19 protein-coding genes and 3 pseudogenes are annotated in these 19,370 nt (G+C 49.4%); 11 read left to right on the top strand and 11 right to left on the bottom strand.

Going from position 1 to position 19,370, the window contains the following annotated elements; genetic code table 11:
• Positions 1-50: 50 nt before the first annotated feature.
• Positions 51-1,463: a Trk system potassium transporter TrkA gene (gene trkA, locus ACTHTS_RS01135; protein ID WP_440368974.1), complete on the top strand. Its 1,413-nt coding sequence runs from the start codon at positions 51-53 to the stop codon at positions 1,461-1,463.
• A gap of 77 nt (positions 1,464-1,540) precedes the next feature.
• Here trkA and lgt read toward each other — a convergent pair whose 3' ends face one another.
• Positions 1,541-2,401: a prolipoprotein diacylglyceryl transferase gene (gene lgt, locus ACTHTS_RS01140; RefSeq protein ID WP_004520768.1), complete on the bottom strand. Its 861-nt coding sequence runs from the start codon at positions 2,399-2,401 to the stop codon at positions 1,541-1,543.
• A 74-nt stretch (positions 2,402-2,475) separates the two neighbouring features.
• Entirely contained in the window at positions 2,476-3,606 is a 1,131-nt protein-coding gene (locus tag ACTHTS_RS01145; protein ID WP_440368975.1) for a M14 family metallopeptidase, read from the bottom strand.
• Positions 3,607-3,780: 174 nt separating this feature from the next.
• On the opposite strand from ACTHTS_RS01145, the gene argB reads away from it, so the two are divergent.
• The 5 genes from argB to ACTHTS_RS01170 all read left to right on the top strand — a co-directional run bounded on the left by argB (position 3,781) and on the right by ACTHTS_RS01170 (position 7,928).
• Positions 3,781-4,668 (top strand): acetylglutamate kinase, encoded by an 888-nt coding sequence (gene argB, locus ACTHTS_RS01150; RefSeq protein ID WP_049332715.1) that lies wholly within the window; start codon positions 3,781-3,783, stop codon positions 4,666-4,668.
• A gap of 261 nt (positions 4,669-4,929) precedes the next feature.
• On the top strand, positions 4,930-6,216 hold the full coding sequence (eno, locus tag ACTHTS_RS01155; RefSeq protein ID WP_440368976.1) for a phosphopyruvate hydratase: 1,287 nt from the start codon (positions 4,930-4,932) through the stop codon (positions 6,214-6,216).
• A gap of 23 nt (positions 6,217-6,239) precedes the next feature.
• Positions 6,240-6,515 (top strand): cell division protein FtsB, encoded by a 276-nt coding sequence (gene ftsB / locus ACTHTS_RS01160; protein ID WP_254342362.1) that lies wholly within the window; start codon positions 6,240-6,242, stop codon positions 6,513-6,515.
• Between the two features lie 101 nt (positions 6,516-6,616).
• Positions 6,617-7,108, top strand: coding sequence for a DUF1841 family protein (locus ACTHTS_RS01165; protein ID WP_440368977.1), 492 nt, complete (start codon positions 6,617-6,619; stop codon positions 7,106-7,108).
• Positions 7,109-7,220: 112 nt separating this feature from the next.
• The gene (locus ACTHTS_RS01170) at positions 7,221-7,928 is read left to right on the top strand and encodes an SIMPL domain-containing protein (RefSeq protein ID WP_440368978.1); all 708 of its coding nucleotides are present in this window, start codon (positions 7,221-7,223) and stop codon (positions 7,926-7,928) included.
• A 477-nt stretch (positions 7,929-8,405) separates the two neighbouring features.
• Here the strand turns inward: ACTHTS_RS01170 and ACTHTS_RS01175 are convergent, their stop codons facing one another.
• The 4 genes from ACTHTS_RS01175 to ACTHTS_RS01190 all read right to left on the bottom strand — a co-directional run bounded on the left by ACTHTS_RS01175 (position 8,406) and on the right by ACTHTS_RS01190 (position 11,980).
• Positions 8,406-8,492, bottom strand: a complete 87-nt coding sequence (locus ACTHTS_RS01175; RefSeq protein ID WP_420898803.1) for a helix-turn-helix domain-containing protein — start codon at positions 8,490-8,492, stop codon at positions 8,406-8,408.
• A 146-nt stretch (positions 8,493-8,638) separates the two neighbouring features.
• A complete protein-coding gene (locus ACTHTS_RS01180) occupies positions 8,639-9,538 on the bottom strand; it encodes a plasmid partitioning protein RepB C-terminal domain-containing protein (protein WP_049260830.1) in 900 nt (299 codons plus the stop codon).
• Entirely contained in the window at positions 9,525-10,412 is an 888-nt protein-coding gene (locus ACTHTS_RS01185) for a plasmid partitioning protein RepB C-terminal domain-containing protein (RefSeq protein WP_440368979.1), read from the bottom strand. Before ACTHTS_RS01185 ends, ACTHTS_RS01180 begins: the two co-directional genes overlap by 14 nt.
• 2 nt (positions 10,413-10,414) lie before the next feature.
• On the bottom strand, positions 10,415-11,980 hold the full coding sequence (locus ACTHTS_RS01190; RefSeq protein WP_440368980.1) for a recombinase family protein: 1,566 nt from the start codon (positions 11,978-11,980) through the stop codon (positions 10,415-10,417).
• A gap of 55 nt (positions 11,981-12,035) precedes the next feature.
• Here ACTHTS_RS01190 and ACTHTS_RS01195 point away from each other — a divergent pair, with 55 nt between their 5' ends.
• A complete protein-coding gene (locus ACTHTS_RS01195) occupies positions 12,036-12,377 on the top strand; it encodes a hypothetical protein (protein ID WP_440368981.1) in 342 nt (113 codons plus the stop codon).
• A 195-nt stretch (positions 12,378-12,572) separates the two neighbouring features.
• On the opposite strand, the gene ACTHTS_RS01200 is transcribed toward ACTHTS_RS01195, so the two are convergent.
• The 4 genes and pseudogenes from ACTHTS_RS01200 to ACTHTS_RS01215 form a co-directional block, all read right to left on the bottom strand.
• A complete protein-coding gene (locus ACTHTS_RS01200; RefSeq protein WP_440368982.1) occupies positions 12,573-12,854 on the bottom strand; it encodes a carboxylesterase family protein in 282 nt (93 codons plus the stop codon).
• A gap of 199 nt (positions 12,855-13,053) precedes the next feature.
• Positions 13,054-13,720 (bottom strand): annotated as a pseudogene (locus ACTHTS_RS01205) (IS630 family transposase); the annotation flags it as partial.
• A gap of 48 nt (positions 13,721-13,768) precedes the next feature.
• Positions 13,769-14,125, bottom strand: a pseudogene (locus tag ACTHTS_RS01210) (transposase); the annotation flags it as partial.
• 31 nt (positions 14,126-14,156) lie between these two features.
• A complete protein-coding gene (locus ACTHTS_RS01215; protein ID WP_440368983.1) occupies positions 14,157-14,480 on the bottom strand; it encodes a hypothetical protein in 324 nt (107 codons plus the stop codon).
• 236 nt (positions 14,481-14,716) lie between these two features.
• On the opposite strand from ACTHTS_RS01215, the pseudogene ACTHTS_RS01220 reads away from it, so the two are divergent.
• From ACTHTS_RS01220 to ACTHTS_RS01235, 4 genes and pseudogenes are all read left to right on the top strand, one after another.
• Positions 14,717-14,848, top strand: a pseudogene (locus ACTHTS_RS01220) (lysozyme); the annotation flags it as partial.
• Between the two features lie 13 nt (positions 14,849-14,861).
• Positions 14,862-14,987: a hypothetical protein gene (locus ACTHTS_RS01225; protein ID WP_440368984.1), complete on the top strand. Its 126-nt coding sequence runs from the start codon at positions 14,862-14,864 to the stop codon at positions 14,985-14,987.
• A gap of 100 nt (positions 14,988-15,087) precedes the next feature.
• Complete coding sequence (locus ACTHTS_RS01230; RefSeq protein ID WP_152984993.1) at positions 15,088-15,324, top strand: DUF2924 domain-containing protein; 237 nt, start codon at positions 15,088-15,090, stop codon at positions 15,322-15,324.
• Positions 15,325-15,456: 132 nt separating this feature from the next.
• Complete coding sequence (locus tag ACTHTS_RS01235) at positions 15,457-16,197, top strand: hypothetical protein (RefSeq protein ID WP_440368985.1); 741 nt, start codon at positions 15,457-15,459, stop codon at positions 16,195-16,197.
• Positions 16,198-16,254: 57 nt separating this feature from the next.
• Here ACTHTS_RS01235 and ACTHTS_RS01240 read toward each other — a convergent pair whose 3' ends face one another.
• Positions 16,255-19,362, bottom strand: a complete 3,108-nt coding sequence (locus ACTHTS_RS01240; RefSeq protein WP_440368986.1) for a type III restriction-modification system endonuclease — start codon at positions 19,360-19,362, stop codon at positions 16,255-16,257.
• Positions 19,363-19,370: the final 8 nt, after the last annotated feature.

Raw genomic sequence — 19,370 nt, forward strand, 5'->3', positions numbered from 1 at the left:
CAGACGGCCTTTTGTTACAATTTCATTTTTACCGAACACACTCGATTACCGTGAAAATACTTATTCTCGGCAGCGGCCAAGTCGGCTCGACCGTCGCCCAAAACCTCGCCTCCGTTCCCAGCAACGACGTTACCATCATCGACATCGATGAAAAAGCGCTCAACCGCATCAGCAGTCGCCTCGATGTCCAAACCATCGTCGGCAACGGCGCATCGCCCTTTACCCTTGAACAGGCAGGCGCGGCGGACTCCGACCTCCTGCTTGCCCTGACCCGCAGTGACGAAACCAACATTGTTGCCTCCAAAATCGCCGCCGACCTGTTCAACATCCCCAGCCGCATCGCACGCGTGCGCTCAAGCGAATACCTCGAATATCCGGTTGCCGGCAGCGACAAACCCGAAGAAGGCAGCCTCAATATCTTCGGCATTACCGAAACCATCAGCCCCGAACAACTGGTTACCGAACAACTTGTCGGCCTGCTCAACTACACCAGCTCATTGCAGGTACTCAGTTTCGCCAACGACCAAGTCCGCATGGTGATTGTTCAGGCACGCAAAGGCGGTTTGCTGATCGGCCGTGAAATTGCCGACATCAACCAACACCTGCTCGAAGGTGCGGACTGCCAAATCTGCGCCATCTACCGCAACAACCGCCTGATCGTCCCAACGCCGCAAACCGTCATCATCGAAGGCGATGAAGTCCTGTTTGCTGCTGACATCAACAGCGTTGAAGCCATCATGCGCGAATTGCGTCCGAAAGAAGCGCGTACCCGCCGCATCATGATTGCCGGCGGCGGTAACATCGGCTACCGCCTCGCCAAGCAGCTCGAATCTAAATACGACATCAAAATCATCGAATACAAACCCCAGCGCGCCGAATGGCTGGCCGAGAATCTGGACAATACCCTCGTCCTGCAAGGTTCCGCCACCGACGAAACCCTGCTGGACGAAGAATACATCGACGAAATCGACGTCTTCTGCGCGTTGACCAATGATGACGAAAACAACATCATGTCCAGCCTGTTGGCAAAAAACCTTGGCGCCAAACGCGTAATCACCATTGTCAACCGCTCAAGCTACGTCGATTTGCTCGAAGGCAACAAAATCGATATCGTCGTTTCCCCCCACCTGATTACCATCGGCTCCATCCTCGCCCACATTCGCCGCGGCGACGTCGTTGCCGTCCATCCTTTGCGCCGCGGTACAGCCGAAGCCATTGAAGTGGTGGTACACGGCGACAAAAACACTTCCGCCATCGTCGGCCGCCGTATCAGCGGCATCAAATGGCCGAGCGACTGCTACATCGCCGCTATTGTCCGCGGTGCAACCGGCGAAGTCATCATGGGACACCACACCGAAACCATCCTCCAAGACGGCGACCACATTATCTTCTTCGTCTCACGCCGCCGCGTCCTGCCGGAGTTGGAAAAACTCATTCAAGTCAAAATGGGCTTTTTCGGTTAAACCCGAAATCCGTTTGCTTGAAGCCATAAAAAGGCCGTCTGAAAACCTTTTCAGACGGCCTTTATTTATTGTTTTATTTATGCTTTGGCAACGCTGTTTTTACGGCCAAACCAAACAAAACCAATCGCACCCAATACAATCATCGGCACGCTCAACCATTGCCCCATAGACAAACCCAAAGTCAACAGGCCGAGATAGTCGTCAGGCTGACGGGCAAATTCGGCAATAAAACGGAACAAACCGTAACCGCCCAAGAACAATGCCGCCGTTTGACCGGCCGGACGCGGTTTTTTCGAGAAAATCCAAACGATGACAAACAGGCAAATGCCTTCAAGGGCAAACTGGTAAAGCTGAGACGGGTGGCGCGGCAGCATACCGTATTGTTGCAGCCATTCGGCCCACAAAGGATTGTGCGCCGCAGCTTCCGCATCTTCGTAACGCGCTTGTGGGAAACCCATCGCCCAGAAAGCATTGAGTTCGGTCACGCGTCCCCAAAGTTCGCCGTTGATAAAGTTGCCGATACGGCCGGAAGCCAAGCCCAGCGGTACGAGCGGCGCAACGGTATCCATCAATTTCAAGATACTGATGTTGTGCTTGCGGCCAAACAACCACATGGCAACGACCACGCCCAAGAAGCCGCCGTGAAACGACATGCCGCCTTCCCAAACTTTGAAAATATCCAACGGGTTGGCAAGATAATCGGAAAATTTATAAAACAAAACGTAGCCGATACGGCCGCCCAAGATCACGCCCAAGATACCCCAAGTCAGGAAATCGTCAAGTGTTTCTTTGGTAAACACAGAATTGCCCTGCGCGATACGGCGGCGGCCCAAAATCGTAAACAGGATAAAGCCGACAATATAGCTCAAGGCATACCAGCGGATGGCAAGCGGGCCGATGCTGATCAGCACCGGATCAAACTGGGGATGTATCATCATAATGTGTGTTCCTTATCTCAAAGGCCGTCTGAAAGCCTGAACTTTCAGACGGCCTGTATGCGGTGTCGGATGGTTTAACGCAAATCGTCAACCACATTCAAAATAGCCGACAACATTGCCTCGCCCAAGCGTAGCGAGCGTTGGCCGTTCCAGCCGAAATCGTCGTCCGGCAGGTTGGCATTGTCTTTAAACGGCATTTCCAAAGTATAGGCAAGGCAGTTGAAATGATTGCCGACCCAGTTGGTCGCCAAAGTCATGTTTGCCTGACCCGGCGCATCTTTGTCATAGCCGTAATCGTCTTGGAAATCGGGGCTGGCATTGAGCAACGCGAGTTTGAATTGGTCTTCCAAGGCTTCGATGCGCTCGTTGTAGTTCGGCACGCCTTCGGTACCGGCCACAAAGACAAACGGCAGACCTTCATCGCCATGAATATCCAAGAACAAATCCACGCCGGTTTCCATCATTTTTTCGCGGACGGAAAAGACTTCGGGGCTTCGCTCCAAAGTCGGGTTTTCCCATTCGCGGTTGAGGTTAGCGCCGGCGGCATTGGTGCGCAGGTTGCCCAAAACCGAACCGTCCGGATTCATATTCGGCACAATGTAGAAAGTTGCACGGTCAAGCAGCATGCGCGCGGTCGGATCTTGCGGATCAAGCAAACGACCCAGCAAACCTTCGACAAACCATTCCGCCATGGTTTCGCCCGGATGTTGACGGGCGATAATCCAGACTTTCATGTCGCTTTCGACTTGGTTGCCGATGGTCAACAGATTAATATCGCGGCCTTGAACAGTGCTGCCCAAATCGTCGATACGGCACAAGCCGCTGCCTTGAGCATCGCCCAAAAGGTTCAAATGCTGCTCGTTGGAATAAGGCTCGAAATAAGCATAGTAAACGCTGTTGGACAGGGGCGTATGGTTGATGGTCAACACGCCGTTTTCGTAGCTGGTCGGCACGCGGAACCAATTTTGGCGGTCGTAAGAGGCGCAAGCCTGATAGTCCTCCCAGCCCAAAGGATACGCAGCGTCCGCCGCATTTTCAAAATGCATCACGCAGTTTTGATAGGCCGCACCCTGCAAACGGAAGTAAAACCATTGTACAAACTCCGAAGCATTGTCGGGACGCAGGGCGAGGCGGATATCGGCAGGGTTGCTCAAGTCTTTGACAACGACCGAACCGGCATCGAATTGGGTGCTGATTTTCATCATGGGTATCCTTAGTAATCGGCAAAGAGGCCGAAGCAAACCGTCATTTTACCGTTTGCATGAGGCTGGTTTCAACCATTTAACTGATTTAACAGGATTTCAAGCGTCTGGAAATATTGTTTCAGACGGCCTTTGGGATTAAGATAAAGGCCGAAATCATGAAACAAGGTTGAAACCATGACTCAGCAACAATCTGTCTCCCCTGCCATCAAAGCGCGCGTCCTTGCCGAATCTTTACCTTATATCCGCCGTTTTTCCGGCTCCATCATCGTCATCAAATACGGCGGCAACGCCATGACCGAACCTGCCTTAAAAGAGGGTTTCGCACGCGATGTCGTCCTGCTCAAACTAATCGGCCTGCATCCCGTCATCGTTCACGGCGGCGGTCCGCAAATCAATGAAATGTTGGAAAAAGTCGGCAAAAAAGGAGAGTTTGTTCAAGGCATGCGCGTGACCGACAGCGAAACCATGGACATCGTAGAAATGGTTTTGGGCGGACACGTCAATAAAGAAATCGTTTCCATGATTACCACCTTCGGCGGTCGCGCCGTCGGCATTACCGGCCGCGACAACCACTTCATCAAAGCGGAAAAACTCCTGATCGACACGCCCGAACAAAAAGGCGTGGACATCGGCCAAGTCGGCACAGTGGCCGACATCGATACCCGTTTGGTGGAAGGCTTGGTCGAGCGCGGCTGTATTCCGGTCATCGCACCCATCGGCGTAGGCCAAGACGGCGAAGCGTTCAACATCAATGCCGACTTGGTTGCCGGCAAACTGGCGGAAAAACTTCAGGCCGAAAAACTGCTGATGATGACCAATATCCCCGGCGTACTGGATAAAGAAGGCAAATTATTGACCACCCTGACGCCAAGCCGCATTGACGAACTGATTGAAGACGGCACGCTGTACGGCGGTATGCTGCCTAAAATTGCCTCCGCCGTCGAAGCCGCCAAAAGCGGCGTCAAAGCCACGCATATCATAGACGGCCGCGTTCCCAACGCCCTGCTCTTGGAAGTACTGACCGATGACGGCGTAGGCTCAATGATTTTGGGCGAAGGCTAATCCGTTTTTCAGACGGCCTTATGCCTGATTTAATCAGCTTTTCACCCTAAAAAGGGTAAAAAATGTTACACTATACGGCTTATGTTTGTTTGAGCGATATTGATGTGAAACAAACTTACAATCGGTTTCATACCGACTCCGATGCCATACTTGGCAAAGACGGTATAATGTCTGCATTCATCAGACTTTGGCAATCATCCTTAAGGCCGTCTGAAACGTAACAAAGCTACTTTTCTTTTACCATCCTATTTGGAGATATTCATGAGCGCAATCGTTGATATTTTTGCACGCGAAATTTTGGACTCCCGCGGCAACCCTACCGTAGAGTGTGACGTATTGTTGGAATCCGGCGTCATGGGACGCGCAGCCGTACCTAGCGGCGCATCAACCGGCCAAAAAGAAGCTTTGGAACTGCGTGACGGCGACAAATCCCGTTACTTGGGCAAAGGCGTATTGAAGGCCGTTGACCACGTCAACAACCAAATCGCGCAAGCCCTCATCGGCATCGATGCCAGCGAACAATCTTATATCGACCAAATCATGATCGAATTGGACGGTACTGAAAACAAAGGCAACTTGGGCGCCAACGCCACTTTGGCCGTTTCTATGGCCGTAGCACGCGCGGCCGCTGAAGATGCAGGCCTGCCTCTGTATCGTTACTTGGGCGGCGCAGGCCCAATGGCTCTGCCTGTTCCAATGATGAACGTTATCAACGGCGGCGAACATGCCAACAACAGCCTGAACATCCAAGAATTCATGATCATGCCTGTCGGCGCAAAATCTTTCCGCGAAGCTCTGCGTTGCGGCGCCGAAATCTTCCACGCACTGAAAAAACTGTGTGATTCCAAAGGCTTCCCAACTACCGTTGGTGACGAAGGTGGTTTTGCACCCAACCTGAACAGCCACAAAGAAGCCCTGCAATTGATGGTGGAAGCTACCGAAGCTGCAGGCTACAAAGCAGGCGAAGACGTATTGTTCGCCCTGGACTGTGCATCCAGTGAGTTCTACAAAGACGGCCAATACCATCTGGAAGCCGAAGGCCGCTCTTACACCAGCGCAGAATTTGCCGAATACTTGGAAGGCCTGGTTAACGAATTCCCAATCATTTCCATCGAAGACGGTATGGACGAAAACGACTGGGAAGGCTGGAAACTGCTGACTGAAAAATTGGGTGGCCGAGTTCAATTGGTCGGCGACGATTTGTTCGTAACCAATCCAAAAATCTTGGCTGAAGGCATCGAAAAAGGCGTGGCAAACGCATTGCTGGTTAAAGTCAACCAAATCGGTACATTGAGCGAAACCCTGCAAGCCGTTGACTTGGCAAAACGCAACCGCTACGCCAGCGTAATGAGCCACCGTTCCGGTGAAACCGAAGACAGCACCATTGCCGACTTGGCCGTTGCCACCAACTGTATGCAAATCAAAACCGGCTCCCTGTCCCGCTCCGACCGCATGGCAAAATACAACCAATTGTTGCGCATTGAAGAAGAATTGGCCGAAGCCGCTTACTACCCTGGCAAAGCCGCATTCTACCAACTGGGCAAATAAGCAGAATATAGGATATTGATTGTATGAAGTGGGTAACTTTTGTTTTAACCTTCACACTTTTGTGCTGTCAGTACAGCCTTTGGTTCGGTAAAGGCAGCGTCGGGCATACGGAAGAATTGCAGGAGCAGCTCGTCCGTCAGGAGGAAAAAAACCAAACGCTCACTTTGCGCAACAATTTCCTCAATGCGGAAGTTGAAGATTTGGCACACGGACAAGAGGCTATCGCCGAAATTGCCCGCGTCGAATTGGGCTATGTCCAAGACGGCGAAGTGTATTACCGAATCATCGACCGCCGTTAAACCTTGCAAAACAAAGGCCGTCTGAAAACATATTTTTCAGACGGCCTTTTTTATCGCAATCGCTATATAATCACATATCCCAAAATCAAATCACACCCATCATGTATGACGTAAACACCCACGATGTCCGCCGATTCTTTGCCCACGTCTGGCAACACAGGCTCGCACCGCTCCAATTGGACGGCCTGCAACAAAAAGCATTGCGCATTATCGAAGCCCATCCCGAATACGGACACTATCTCGAAGACATCGAGCAATATTTAGATAAAGAATGGCTGCCCGAAGACGGCGAAAGCAACCCATTCCTGCATATGTCGCTACACCTTTCCCTGCAAGAACAAAGCGCCATCGACCAGCCACCGGGCATCCGTGCCATCCACCAACAACTTTGCGCCCATTACAACGGCGACTGGGTCAAAGCCGAACACGACATGATGGAAGCCTTGGCAGAAACCATCTGGGAAGCACAACGCTACGGACGAGGCCTTGACGTCAATGCCTACATGACCCGCTTGCGGAAATTGGTCGGCTTGGGCCAAGAAGAAAAAGCCCGCCTCAATCCCCATGAAGTCGGCCTGATGGATACAAAGTAACTTCTTTTCAGACGGCCTCAACCCATACAAATCCTTACGCTTGCCAAAGCCAACGTTTCCATATTTCATGCTAAATTATTTTTTTAAAATCCGCATTACAAGGAAAACCAAAATGCTCCGCCCAGCCATTACCGCCCTACTGCTAGCTGCCTCCCTGCCCGTAGCAGCAGAAAGCCTCAACTACAACATCGTTGAATTTTCCGAATCCGCCAACATGGAAGTGCCGCGGGATACCATGACTGCGCATTTCAGCGTCAATGCAGAAGGTAAAGACCGTCAAGCCGTCAACCAAGCCTTCATGAAGAAATTCAACCAGTTCAACAAAATCTCCCAAAACAGCAAATTTAAAACCGAGCTAATGGAGCGCAACGCTTCCCCACGCTATCAATACACCAACGGCAAACGCACCCAAACCGGCTGGGAAGAACACGCCTACTTCAAAGTAGAAAGCAAAGACTTTGAAGCACTCAACCGCCTGATTGCCGACAGCATCAATATCGCCGTTTTGGAAAGCTCCTCGTTTTCCGTATCCAAAGAAAAACGCGAAGAAACCGTCGATCAACTGAGCAAAACCGTCATCCTGCGCTTCAAAGACCGCGCCCAAAACCTCGCCCAAACGCTCGGCTTCTCCAGCTACAAAATCGTTAAACTCAACCTGGGCCACATCGGCAACCGCCAAGTCGGCGGCGATTTCGCACACGCCAAAATGCTGCGTGCAATCCCTGCTGCAGAAGTGGCTGCAGGAATAGAAGATGGCGTACCAGCCTCCCCAGGTTCGGAAGAGATCAGCCTGACCGTCAGCGGCTCGGTGCAATTGTAGGATTTTCTTTGAAATCATTTTAAAGGCCGTCTGAAAGTATATTTTTCAGACGGCCTTTGTGTTGCTCAACAATTAAAAGGGTTGTTTCTATATAATAGAAACCGTAAAAATAAAATCACAATGATTTCAATTTATTATTTCTGAAAATTAGTATAATTCTTCAAAATACGTAAAAATAATGCCAAGAATAGAATAATAATAGCATTATATTTTACAAAATTAACATAGGGTTTTGATTAAAACTTGGGGCTGACATAGAGAACCCTAGAATACAACACATCAATCCAGCAAAATTTTAAGCTGCCGAGACATTGTATCGAAGTTAAATTCAAATTTGCACAAAACCAATATCTTCATTATGCAAAACAAAAGAAACGCTTAGTCTGCCCCTCTATACATTTCCCACAACACCTCCGTCAACCACAAGCAGTTCCAACTTATGCAGCAAGCTCGCCTTCAATTTTTCTACTTCAACAATCAAATCTTGCGATTTGTGCTTCCCCGTTCAATCTTGGCATAGCTGCTAGGAGACATTCCCATTTTTTCAGCTATGTCTCCCAGCACCCGGTTCTGGGTTTCACACAGAAGATTGATTTTCTAGTGTGTTTTCATTAGCCACTACTTTTTCGGAGGGTGGCGTACTTTTTGTGATTGGAGTAACAAAGCTAAAAAAGACATCTTTCAAAAATGAGGCAGCTTTTTTTGATACTTTACTCTTTCTCAAGAGACATCGGGGCTTGTTGCAATTGCTGGGAAACCGTATCTAATGCGGTTAGGATGTCCGCATAATACAAGCTAATGAACTCTTTCACGGCAGAGTTATCTAACAATCTTTTTAAATAACCACCAGCCACAATCAAAGACAGATTGGTATCACTAATTTCTTTCTCTGTCCGGGTATAGTCCTCCTTCAACCTGTTCATTTCTTGTTCTAACAGTGAAAGTTTTTCTAGACTATCCGAGTGCTTTTTCTTTTTCTGAGCATGATCAACCAAGTCTTCCTGGGAGGATGCCACCAAGATCATCTCAGCATAGGACTTGGTAAACTTATTGGCTGCAATCATCATATCTGCAGCTTCCATCTGTCGGATGGGTTTCATTTTTCGGAGGATCCGAAATGTATCTTGTGCCAGATGCTTGTCTGCAAGTTTCGCGGCTACTTCGGGCGCGATATCATTCAGCAAATTCAACTTGCTTTCGATTCCGGATAAGTTAATATTCAGGGTTTTGGCAATCCTCTCCCTTGGTATGCCTTTGCTAATTGCACGGCTGATCATCCGGTATTCCTGAATTGGGCTTAACCGGTTAATTTGCCGGTTATAGGTAAATCCTTCATCGTCTGTGGACAGCAAACATACTACCGTGTCGATTCCTAGTTCTTGTAAGGCAAGCAGACGGAGATGCCCGTCCAGTAAGAGGTACTTACCGTTTTCTTCATAAACAGCCAGCGGCTCAATAACACCAATTTCCTCTACTGAGGCCAAGATGCTTTTGAACTTCACGCTCTCCCGTATCCCTTCGGGGAAGGGGTGCATGGTTTGAATATCTTTGAGCGCGATGTTCTTCAATGATGCTTGAAAAGCATAAGCGATGTGTTTAGGCTGATTCATTGATATATGTTTCCCTATAATGGCTCAGACATTTACTGAGGTTCTCAGGCATATCTACGATTCTCTCTGCCCGAAGCAGTGTTTTGAAATGATTATCCTCAAACAAACGATTTAACCCGAAAAGAATGATCAGCAGCTGTTGTTGGCAAAATTCAGCCTGTGTTGCCATCAACTGTCTTCGCTTAATCTCATTCTCATACATTTGAAGTAGCTTCTCCTTATTGATAGGTGTATTACGCCTCAGAGTGAAGTGGTAAGTTTTACCATCACGCTTTCTCTGTTGGATCAGTCTCCTGATTTTGGCAATATCTCCGCGCTTTAGCTTCTGTTGTTGGTAGAGATCGGATAAAGCCGTTTGAACTTCTTTTTCTTTTGCACGGGAAATATCGACAGCAACGTCAATCGGCAAATAGCCTTTTTCTACGCCTGCAATCAGGCGTACCTCACCTTCTCGCAACAAATGTAAAATTCCTCGTATGTATGCTTGATGAAGGCCAATTTTTCGTGAAATATCTTTTTCGGAATATCCACGTTCATACAACACCCGAATGGCAGACAGTATTTCCAAATTGGTGTGCTTACGTCTAGCAATATTTTCAGCTAGGCTGATTAAAAATCCTTCGTCACCACTAACCTCCACAATGTGACACGGTATGTACTCTTCACCTAGCTCTTTGCAGGCGGTCAATCTTCCTTCGCCGCATAATAGGCCATACCATTGTTCTCCATCCAATATTTCCGATTTGGTAACGGTAATCGGACGCTTTAGACCGACTGCCGCGATGCTGGCGACCAATTGGTTAAACACTTTTGGGTTCCTGCTGCGTGGGTTCAGAACCTTGATTCGATTGATCGGTAGTGTTTGAATCACCATCCTCATAAAATTGCCTCCTTAATCAATACCCGTTTACTCATGGCAAAAAAACGACTCAAATCTTTATGGCGATAACAATCCCAGTCAATTGGGTTTTGTTCCGTCAATCTCACTTTGGCACAATGGGTTTTTTCGGAAGGAAGTAGATAGTAATCTACTATTTTCTCCGCCGTTTCATCCAGCCGAACAGCTATGGTCAAATCAGGAGCAAGGCTACTGTCAAAACGTATAAACCAGCGTTTGGTACCAGCATCGGTTATCCGACAGCGTGCCAGCACTAGAGAAACAAAAAACTCCTGATTAATATGGAGTAAATCGTTTTCCGGAATGCGGGATACCGCTCCCCCCAGCCGCTCAATTTCTGCAATCGTCTGCTCAACCAGATCTGCATGAGTCCGTCTCAAGGCGCGATTGATTTTCAGATAGCGATAGTCTCGGCTGGGTGTATAACCTACTTCATGATAGCTCTTAAGTAGGCTTCCGAAGCGGCTACGGAACATACTGCTGGAAGGGCAATCTGCGGCTTCATCAATGATCAAACCAGACAGCTTGCCGTTAATTCTGAGTAGCTCCTTTAATTTATCCAGCATTTCTTCATTGCTCCAATGCCGGCTTCTTTGGTGGATAATGCTTTGGGCGGCATTGAACAGTACGGTGGAAACAATGGGTTGAAAGACTGAATTAGCCCGTACCCATTGTTCGGAGGCATTCTTGCCTTTATGTGGCTTGAAGGGCGAATAGCTGCTTTTGTTCCAGACATTATTGCCGATGTATTTTTCGTTAATCAGGATTTGATGCACAACACCTCTAGTCCAAGAGGTGCCACGGTCGGTCAAAATGTGCTGTCTGTTTAAATCATCAGCTATCGCCTGTTCGCTCATTTTTTGGTAAACGAAGTCCTCGTAAATTTTCCGGATAACGGCCTGTTCATGTTCCGGGCCGGGAATCAGAATTACCCTGTCGGTTTGGATACTCTTATGTTCCCCGGCCTTAAGCTCAAATTTTGGCTGCCTATTCTCGTCTACCAACAAGCGGCGCAATCCGTACCCTGCAGAGCCACCTTGTCGAAAACCGAGCCTGATCAAGTTTTCTTGCCCGAGAAAAACCTTCTTTGATAGTCCCTTGCTAAAGAGACCGGCTGAAGTTTGCTGGAATACATCTATGATACCTGTTACTACCGGATCCAACTCTTCTGTTGCCACTGGAATCGGTTCCGCACATTTGTGCAGAATGATGTTTTGCTGCTGACAGAGGTATTGGTAATAACTAGATTCTTGCGGGTCAATAAAGCGTCCCCAGCGACTCGCGTCATAAACCAAAATATGACCGAAATCTGCTTTGCCGCTTCTGACCAAATCAATTAAGTTCAAGAACTGATACCGTTTTTGCGTCACGACTCCGCTGATGCCTTCGTCAATAAATTCACCAACAACGGTCAGTCCATTCTTATTGGCATATTCCAGCAAAAAAGCTTTCTGGTTATCAGGCGAATATTTCTGATGATCCGTGGACATACGGATATACAGAACCGCTTTTTGCTGTTTTGATAACTGTTCCTTTGGATCCATAACAAATGGTAGGTAATTTATTGATTAACAAAATATAAAGGAACAGTTAGGAAAAATGTTGCACTCAAATGGAAAAAAACTTCCCTTGAAGAATATCAATGAAGATATGTGGAAAGAGTTACTCTCAAGCGCTTTATACAAAGAATTGCAGAAAAATCATGTCAATGTCAAAAACCTTGCACATTGGACAGGTGTATCAGAGCGAACAGTCAAAAACTGGTTGGAAAAAAGATTTATGCCTGACAGCTTGGCTATGATCAGGTTGATGCAGCATTCAAGCTTTGTCCGTCAAATCGTACTCACTCAGATCTGTTTAAGCGAAAACTTGAAGGCGGCAATGTTCGTGTGTGAATTCAAAAAGTTTCTTTCTTCATCAGAAGCATATCTGAGAGACTGATACTGGTAAAACAGGCATACCCTTAGTAGGTCAGGCGCATATCGCCGGCACGCAGCCGGCTCCAATACAGGGCAAAATTGAAGCTGTAGCCTGATAGGCCGTCTGAAAGCATCAAAAAGCAGCCTGTACATTTGGTTTTCCACGTGCAGGCTGCTTTCAGGTAGTCTTCATCAGCTTTCAGGCTGCCTTATCCCTTTAGAACCGTCCATCGGGTTTGAGCAGGCGCAAAAGTTCGGCGTCGTGCTGGTATTTGATCACGGGCTTATCGTCAAAAATCATGGTTGCGCCGTTTTGGGGCGTATAGGCTTCCCATTGCGGCAACCCTTCGATGTTCGGGTTGCCGGTGCGGGCAAATGCCACCCATGCGCGGCTCATTTTGTCTGCCAGTGCTTTGGCTTCGCTGCCGTTGCCGTGCATGGTTTCAGTCAGGGCAAGGCTGTTCATCACAAAGGGGATTTCGGCAGTGTGGTAGCTCATGGCAAATCCGCCGAGAAGCGGAACATACGGTTTTTCCGGCCGCCACCCCAAAACTTTCAGACAACCGTTTAGAGCACCGAGAGTGCCGTTTTACCTTCGATATTCAGGAGACAAAATGACACAAAAACCCCAACCCTTGGTGCCTTGGATGGGCGGCAAACGCAGACTGGCAAAACACATTATCCCCATGTTTCCCGAGCATACGGTGAAATCGTGCATTATCTAAAATAATCACCGATTTTTGAGTCAATGCGGGCAGTAGGCATTGCTGAAACCATGCTTCAAAAAAGACTCCGGTCATCGTATTTTGATAAACCATCGGAGCAATCAGCCGGTTGCCGACTTGTGCGGACACCAGAGATAGGCGTTGGTATCTTTTTCCACTTATCTGCGCTTTCACTATTTGCCCTTTCAGGCTGCGGCATAGGGACGGAACAGGTAGCGGTCAAATCCTGTTTCATCCAAATAAACATGTTGGTAGTCGGAAAATCCGGCCGGCTGTGTCAAATAATGCGTTACTTTGGCCGGGTCTTGTTCTTTGTAAGTGGTGGTCTTTTTTTGCGCGTCATTCCCATCTGTTTGAGTACATAGCAAACGGCGGCTGCCGTACAATCAAAATGTTTGGCGATTTCATGCAGATAGGCATCCGGGTGTTGCCCAACATATTGAGCCGGTTTTTGCCTATCCAATTTAACGGCATTTAGACCGGTAACTTGATGTTTTAGGCTGCCTGTTTGTTTTTTAAGGCGAATCCATAGGTAAAGCGTGTTTCTTGACAAGTTAAACGTTGCTGCGGTTTGGCTGATGTTTTTGCATTGTTCGTAATAGTTTAAAGCTTTGTTTCTTAAGTCCGTAGAATATGCCATGGTTAGACCTTCAAAGTTGAGTATTGTACTATTTTGTTTTTAATTGACTATAACAGGCATCAAAGTATCGGACTTGTCATTATTTACGACAACGGTATAGACCCGTCCGTTGCGTTTCAGGATGCCGAAGACAACCACTTTTCCTGCCGCACCGCGACCACGTCTGCCTTTACGCCGTCCGCCGAAATAGCTTTCGTTCAACTCGACGGGGCCCTCGAAAACCTCATCGGCAGCCAAGGCCAAATGATGGCTGATGACCATACGGATTTTGCAGTAGAACAGAATGGCGGAGTTGGGCTGAATGTCTAAAATATCGGCAGCGGAACGGGCGGTAACTTGGAGCACAAAAAATTCAAGTAGTTTCTTTTGAACTCTCTTGCTTAATTTACAATTGGTTATCTGCATTTTTGTAGCCTAGCATAACTGCTAATCTACGTCAGCCCCTAAAATTAAATGTATTGTCATAAAATTGGTACTGCTCAGCTGTTTTAGCGATGGCAGCCTCCACGGCCCAGGTGATACAGTCGTTCATGGTAATGGCTAAGCCATCTGGATTGTATACGCCAAGCAGATCGGCCGCCTTCTGCAGGTAGACCCTCAGGATCTCGTTTAACAGGATCTGCTCACTCCACTCTTCCTCCATGGTGGCAGCTTCCTTCTCGGCCTTCGCTACCTTGCGCATTTTTCGGGCAGACCAAGCTGCCAAATGCGCTGAGTCAAATACAACTAATTCTTTCTCTGATTCTTTTTGTTCAATCATTTTCCAAGAGTCATCTACGGATAACAGAACTGATTCTACTGTAAGTATCTATGCTAAACAAAATCATCTAGTGAGATTTGTAGAATTCTGTCAATAATATTGCATAATTAAACTTGTGGATATTAATTGATAAATTAAAGTATTTATGATACTTTCTCTGAAGTAATTCTTAGATGAACTTATTTACAGATTATTTAAGGAGCCCCCATGGCCTTCTCTAACTAACGACATCCGGGTTCGGTACCACCACCGGGGTGAAGCTGGGCGACACCACCACGCCGCCGAAGGCGCTGGCTCGGGCACTCACCGACGTACAGCAATTCGAGGGAGCGCTCAAGCAATGTGTGACCGTGCCCCTGCCAGAGCCCGCACGAGATGCTGATGCGGACTGCACTCTCTGCCGTCGCCGGAACCCTTGCCGCCAACTACCAGACCTGTCACGAAAACGCCGAGCAACTGAGAGCGTTTCAGGCGTGGGCCAAAGAGATGGTGTCTGCCAGACATTGAAATGCTGCTGGACAACTACCTGCGCTAACGCTGGTAGCTCGAAGAGCTACTCAAGCAGTATGATCTATGCAATGTGAGATTGTGGTAAGGAAAAGCAACGATGGATCAAGATAGACAATGGCCTCGAGTAGGCGACAGGCTTATCCACCAGTACCGGAAAAAACCTGGGCATGCTGAAGCAGAGGTGGTTTCTGTAGATAAAAAGAGTGGTGCTATCTCTCTGCGAGTTGGCGATAAGGTTTATCCCTCGTTGTCTTCTGCGGCACAAGCTTTATCTGGCGCGGCAGCTAATGGCTGGACCTATTGGGGCCTGAAAAAACAACGCCCTCGAAAATAGAATTCTGCAATTTTCGTGCAAGGAACGGCGCGGACTAAGAAATCAGAATTTCAATCATCAGGTTGGCTGGACAGCCATCCTTTCAATCTAATTTGCACCGGGTTGAGGTGCATGCTTCAAGGAGTGATGTCAGTGGGCTACTATAAAACAAATGCTGTCTATAAATTATTAGAATCCGAACAGGAGCATCCATTTGTTTGGGTGTCTGGAAATGCCTGGATGCTTATTTACGGTGATCAGTCTGCCACCCCAAGAGCTCTTGTTTTAGCATTCGGAAAGTCGTGGTCTCTTCAGGAAGATGTCATTCAAGCAGCAAAGAAGATATCCTCAAAATCTGGCATCCCCCTCTTTTTCGTCAAATTTGATGACTCAGCCAATTTCATTGACAAAGTCGGCTTTGGCAAGCCAGGACAACAACCTTGCGAGCTCACCTTAGATCAGCTTAAAGATGAGTTCCATAAGATAGGTTTACCGGTCAAAAGTGGAGCCTGCGGAAAAAGTGTCAACGATGCCACAAGTAGTGCTTATCATAACTGGCAGCGGAGCAGCCTCGGCTCGATCAAGGTGACTGACATTGACCTTATTCGATTGAGCGCTGAAGGGGAGCCGATTGAGGCTATCGAACTGAAACGGTCTTTCTCTCCTTTGCAGGAATGGAATCCCTATCCCGTTGATTACGTAAATTTTAATTTGCTTTTGGCTGTATGCAATCAGTCGGCGATGAGGATGACCATCGCGTACAACGTAAGACAAACCAAGCCTGTATTTAATGATAATGCATCCCGGCTTGCGCTATTTTCCTATGCGGCCATTAACTCGCCCGTTAGGATTGGGCAATTCAGCTACAGTGATTTTTTGACCGGAATTTATTGATTAGTTGGCGCAAGGTTTGATTTGATTTGCGCCAACCATCCATGAAGTAGGCAACTGTTATTGCCTAACCACTTCCATTAGCCGACCGAAGCTATCTACTACGTCGTACTTAACGTTTTCCGGTGCGAAGCGACGGTTCATCTCGTCGAAGAACTTACGGGCACATTTGATCTTGGTTTTCTCGATTTCGCGCAGATCCATCGACGACATCGATCCCTTGGTTTCAGCAACGAAGTAGATGTGCTTCACCGATCCTTCTTTGAATGAAATGGCCCAGTCTGGGTTGTAGTCACCGACAGGTGTTGGAATCAGAAAGCCGCGTGGCAACTTCGCATACACAACGACTTCAGCGCTGGCCTCCAACGCTTCGGCAAATTCCCGCTCGGGCTTCGAGCCTGAGTCAGGCAATACGAAGTCATAGATATGGTGCTTGGGTGTCTTTACCGCGTTACTGAAGTCCTGCTTGGTTTGTCCGGCGGTGAAGATGTCGAGGTCGAACTTGTCTTCGACTGGATCGTAGGCCAGATGCTCGATGATGATGGTAGCCTTCTGCTCGTTGATCAGGCGTATCGCCTCGGCAATAAAGCTCTCCGGGTTGGTTTTGAACTGCGCGAATACTGCGGCGTTAAGTCCCTTCAGAATGTCGGTCACCGTGCGCCTTGTTAGCTGGGTGCCTTCTGCAAGCTTGCCGATCAGGTCGTACCTGACCGCTGAATGGATTGAGACGCGGTTATCTTCCGTTTCAAAGTCCTTCAATTCGAATGCAGTGCCGCCCTTAATCCCATCGTAGGTCACGGCAGCTGCCTGTTCACCGTGCTGGATGGTGTATTGCAGCGGGGTCACACGAAGCCCGGCATCTTTGTCGTTGAGTGTCTTGACCGCTTTCTGCACCAGTTCGTCGTGGTCGAAGTCCACGCTGTATGCCGCCTTGCGGTTGATCCGATTCCAAAGTTCCGTGAACTCTTGTTTCTCGAAGTTGGCGTTGAGTGGGTTCTTTTTGGGCTTGCGGTCGTCGCCAATTTCGGGCAACTGGTTCTCGCTGAAAACGCTGTCGATCAGCTTGAAGACCTGCTCCGCGTGCGGCACCAACTCAGGTGGCAACGCAGCCAGCGCGCCGTCCTTCTTCGCCTCGTGGTATTTGCTGGTGATCCGATCAGCGTCGTCGATGTAGTCGTGCTTAAGCAGGTACTTGTAGATCTGCTTCGCGAGCTGCGGTGTGATCGCGACATCGCCAGACTCCGTCTTCAGCACCTTGCCGGTGAAGAAGGCCTCGTCCGCTACTCGCGGACGCGCCGACAGCGACTCGCTGATGTCCCTCTGCAGCGCCGCGACAAAGTCCTTATAACTCTCGCTTGCCACCACGGTCAGCACGTTCACATCGTGTACCGTGGCTGGGTGATCCATCCTGTCTCCGCTTTGATTTACGGACAGCCGCAAGCCACGTCCCACCTCCTGACGGCGGGAAATAGTGTTGTCGCTGTGCTTGAGAGCGCAAATCACGAACACGTTCGGGTTGTCCCAGCCTTCACGAAGTGCCGAATGGGAGAAGATGAAGCGCACCGGCTCGGCGAATGACAGCAGTCGCTCCTTGTCCTTCAGGATCAGGTCGTAGGCATCCACGTCGTCGGAAAGCCCCGCGTTCTCGCCACGCGCCGCGACCGTGGGGTCGGCCAGCCGCTTGCTTTTCTTGTCGATGGAGAAATAGCCGCTGTGAGTCTTTTCGGCAGAAATGCCTCTTAGATACTTGACGTACGGCGTTTCACCCAGATCCAGCACCTCGTTGAGGTAGAGCTGATACTCCTCCTCGAAGATGCGGGCGTAATCGCCTTTCTCGTCCGGTGAATCGTAGTCGCGGTACTTGACCACTTCGTCAATGAAGTAGAGCGTGAGTACCTTCACGCCCTGTTGAAACAGCGCTTGTTCCTTGTCGAAGTGCGCCTTGATGGCCTCGCGGATCTGGATGCGGCGCAGCGCGGCCTCGGTCACGTCACCGGTCGCATCCCCAACGGTTAGTTCGACCCCATTAGTGAAGCTCAGGGTGTCGGAGTTGGCGTTGATATCGGCCACGACAAAGCCATCGCGGTACTGATCGAGCCCGTTCGACAGATCGAACAGGTTGTCGCCTTTGGAGAGCTTCCTCACCACCCGCTTGATGTTCCCGCCTGCCAGCTTCTGCTCAAACTCCACACGCGCCTCGGGCGGCTTCTTGCTCGATATCTCGATGGACTGCAAGTACATATAGCCCGCCGTGCCCGCTAGCCCTTTTACCGCGATGCCGCGCACGGCGATTTTTTTCACCAGCTTCTGGTTGTAAGCGTCCAACGCATCGAGGCGGTGGATCTTGTTGTGCGTGGTCTTATGGGTGGCCGAGTAGCGCAACACCATCAACGCCTTGAACTCCTCCAGCGACTTCAGCGTCGCCGCGCCTTCCATCTTCTGAGGCTCATCCAGGATCAGGATGGGGCGGTTGGCGCTGATCACGTCGATGGGCTTGCGCGACTGGAAGTCATCCAGCACGTCATAAATTCGGCGATTGTCGGCTCCTCGTGCGGCGAAGGCCTGTACGTTGATCACCATCACGTTGATCCCCGCGTCCGACGAAAAACTCTCCAGGTGGTGCAGCTGCTTCGAGTTGTAGATAAAGAAGCGTGCCTTCTTCTGATACGTTTCAAGGAAGTGCTCGGAGGTGATCTGCAGCGACTTGGCCACGCCTTCACGGATGGCGATGCTGGGCACCACGATGATGAACTTGCTCCATCCGTATTGCTTGTTCAACTCAAAGATGGTTTTGATGTAGCAGTAGGTCTTGCCGGTGCCTGTTTCCATCTCGACGTCGAGGTTAACCTTGGCCACTTTGGTCTTAACCAGTGCGTCCGATATCGGCAGGTTCTGGCCCTGCTGCACGGCTCTGATGTTTTCGAGCAGCGCCGTGTCCGACAAATTGAAGTCGGCGTTGCGGAACGCCGCTTCCTTTTCCGCTGCGGCTTCATGCGTAGCGGCTTCCAGCGTGAGCGCTCCTTGCGGGCCTGCTAGGGCTGCTTTCTGGCTGCCGGGATCGAGCCGGTAGCGAACGCCGCCGTGATGCGGAACCTGTCCCTTGAAGCAGTCGATTACTGCTTGCACGGCCGCTGTCTGGTAGGCCTGCGTCTTGAATTTCAGCTTCATTGCAGCCT

It is taken from the genome of Neisseria sp. P0019.S003 (assembly GCF_051957115.1).
In the GTDB taxonomy this organism is placed as follows: domain Bacteria; phylum Pseudomonadota; class Gammaproteobacteria; order Burkholderiales; family Neisseriaceae; genus Neisseria; species Neisseria flavescens_D.

Coding starts and splice junctions, on each gene's coding strand:
- lgt (WP_004520768.1), bottom strand. CDS start 2,401: ATGATGATACATCCCCAGTTTGATCCGGTGCTGATCAGCATCGGCCCG.
- ACTHTS_RS01145 (WP_440368975.1), bottom strand. CDS start 3,606: ATGATGAAAATCAGCACCCAATTCGATGCCGGTTCGGTCGTTGTCAAA.
- argB (WP_049332715.1), top strand. CDS start 3,781: ATGACTCAGCAACAATCTGTCTCCCCTGCCATCAAAGCGCGCGTCCTT.
- eno (WP_440368976.1), top strand. CDS start 4,930: ATGAGCGCAATCGTTGATATTTTTGCACGCGAAATTTTGGACTCCCGC.
- ftsB (WP_254342362.1), top strand. CDS start 6,240: ATGAAGTGGGTAACTTTTGTTTTAACCTTCACACTTTTGTGCTGTCAG.
- ACTHTS_RS01165 (WP_440368977.1), top strand. CDS start 6,617: ATGTATGACGTAAACACCCACGATGTCCGCCGATTCTTTGCCCACGTC.
- ACTHTS_RS01170 (WP_440368978.1), top strand. CDS start 7,221: ATGCTCCGCCCAGCCATTACCGCCCTACTGCTAGCTGCCTCCCTGCCC.
- ACTHTS_RS01180 (WP_049260830.1), bottom strand. CDS start 9,538: ATGAATCAGCCTAAACACATCGCTTATGCTTTTCAAGCATCATTGAAG.
- ACTHTS_RS01185 (WP_440368979.1), bottom strand. CDS start 10,412: ATGGTGATTCAAACACTACCGATCAATCGAATCAAGGTTCTGAACCCA.
- ACTHTS_RS01190 (WP_440368980.1), bottom strand. CDS start 11,980: ATGGATCCAAAGGAACAGTTATCAAAACAGCAAAAAGCGGTTCTGTAT.
- ACTHTS_RS01195 (WP_440368981.1), top strand. CDS start 12,036: ATGTTGCACTCAAATGGAAAAAAACTTCCCTTGAAGAATATCAATGAA.
- ACTHTS_RS01200 (WP_440368982.1), bottom strand. CDS start 12,854: ATGAGCTACCACACTGCCGAAATCCCCTTTGTGATGAACAGCCTTGCC.
- ACTHTS_RS01215 (WP_440368983.1), bottom strand. CDS start 14,480: ATGATTGAACAAAAAGAATCAGAGAAAGAATTAGTTGTATTTGACTCA.
- ACTHTS_RS01225 (WP_440368984.1), top strand. CDS start 14,862: ATGCGGACTGCACTCTCTGCCGTCGCCGGAACCCTTGCCGCCAACTAC.
- ACTHTS_RS01230 (WP_152984993.1), top strand. CDS start 15,088: ATGGATCAAGATAGACAATGGCCTCGAGTAGGCGACAGGCTTATCCAC.
- ACTHTS_RS01240 (WP_440368986.1), bottom strand. CDS start 19,362: ATGAAGCTGAAATTCAAGACGCAGGCCTACCAGACAGCGGCCGTGCAA.